Source organism: Vallitalea sediminicola (assembly GCF_054408565.1).
Genome location: NZ_BTPT01000062.1, coordinates 1 through 1,829, shown reverse-complemented (window position 1 = coordinate 1,829; position 1,829 = coordinate 1). Strand labels below are relative to the sequence as shown.

Sequence of the window (1,829 nt, the reverse complement as noted above, 5' to 3'; positions counted from 1 at the left end):
AAAGACCAGCTAAGAATTGTCAATACGTAAATGAAAAAAAATTAAAAAGAATGGCTTATAAAAATGAGTAACTTTAATAAGGCTTTTAATTGGAAAGAAAAAAAGCAGCTTAAGCATTTATTCAATTAAAATTTATTTTTATACAGCAATCCTCTGCATATTTTGATAATTGAGATGATGTTCTTCAGGTGTAATTATTTGAAACTCTTTTTCATCTCTAAGAATTGCAAATATTATATTGCAGACCTTATGCATAACAGCTCCAAGAGCCACCATTTTCGGTTTGCTCTGGCACTTTTTCTGATAGTATTTATGAATTACAGGGTTGTTGAGTGTTCCATTACGTTGCTTACCAATACAACTTAGAGCGATTGTATGAATTGCTCTTCGAGCAAGCCTAGAACCACGTTTTGACATCTTAACATTAGTTCCATTAAAGTTGCCTGATTGTTTTACAGCTGGATCAAGACCAAAGTAAGCAAAAAGTTGTTTGGGTGATTTAAACACTGAAAAATCACCGATTTCACACATGATTGTAGTTGCACTTAAAAAACCAGCACCTTTAATAGAATCCAATAAATGGATCTGTTTAACGAAGGTTTCATTTGGATTATTATCTACAATTTCGTACATCAGAGTAAGAATTTTTGAGATTTCCAAATCATATTTGCGAATAAAATCCACATGAAGACGAATGAGTGTGAAGTTACTATTAACAGAATAACCAAATGTTTTAGATTTGGTAGCCGCTTCAATAATGGCATTATACTTCTCTTGAGCATAAGTAAGCCCAAAGCGAGCAGTTGATCGAATCAATGTGATAATATCTTCTCTGTTAGCCTCTAAAAAGGCTTTGGGTGAAGTGTAATTAGCAAGTAAAGCTAAAGATGTATAAGTAGTAACTTTAGAAAAAATGCCAAGGTATTGTGGAAATACCATGCGTAATTCACCTAACAACTTATTAACATAGGCACAACGGTTATCCATTAAATTGTAGTATTCTCTCATGAGATTTCTTAAGTCAAGGACCATGTCAGAGGGAACTACAGATGTTTTTAAATCTGGTTTTAAACCAACCAGAGCAGCTTTTTTAGAATCAAATCTATCATTATGTACTTTTCGTATATTAATATTTGTGCTAGACTTAGTGATGAGCGGATTGATAATGAAAACATTTAATCCTGCTTCACGAAGATAGCAGAAGAGTGGGTAATGGTAGATGCCTGTTGATTCTAGAAAGATGCGAGCTTTCAAGGAATTAGACTCTTCTGCTTTTTTTATTGTAGAAACAGCCAGTTCCAAGGAATCTAAATTACTGTGGATAATCTTAAAAGGTTTACCCACAAATTGTTGATTTGGAAGTGCGATTGACATCCAACTAAAATCAGCACCAACATCAATACCAACAGAAATAAAAAAGTTATTAAAATTATTAAACATGAGCAAATGCTCCTTTCTGATAGGAATCCATTTCCGAACAATGAGTACACAGCCTAGCATGTGATACAGGTATAGCTTGAAGGCTCCCAACCAGCCAAATCATAAAACCTCATTGAATGGATTAATTGTCTTTTTAGTAGGTATAGGTCAATGAGAATTGACCGCCCAAGGAGGTGAACATTCTTTATCCTATCCAAGGAATATTATACCGAATGAAAAGACTGATGTCCATGAAGGAGCCATCAAACATGATGTTGAAAGAATATACAAAAACATGTATATTTTGAAAGTTGAATGACTGGATATGAGGAAGAACTCCTTTATCAACTTTCATATAGAAAATATTTATTTTGAATAGCTAATGGCTATGACATTATTATACTAGGAGG

Annotated in this window: 1 protein-coding gene; it reads right to left on the bottom strand. The window is 33.3% G+C overall.

Annotation, left to right across the window (positions count from 1 at the left end; all coding sequences use genetic code 11):
- Window positions 1-138: 138 nt before the first annotated feature.
- Window positions 139-1,440 (bottom strand): IS110 family RNA-guided transposase, encoded by a 1,302-nt coding sequence (locus ACX6CF_RS21010; protein ID WP_458787329.1) that lies wholly within the window; start codon window positions 1,438-1,440, stop codon window positions 139-141.
- Window positions 1,441-1,829: the final 389 nt, after the last annotated feature.

Bases quoted from the DNA above. Each gene is read 5' to 3' on its own strand.
- ACX6CF_RS21010 (WP_458787329.1), bottom strand. From the start codon at position 1,440: ATGTTTAATAATTTTAATAACTTTTTTATTTCTGTTGGTATTGATGTT.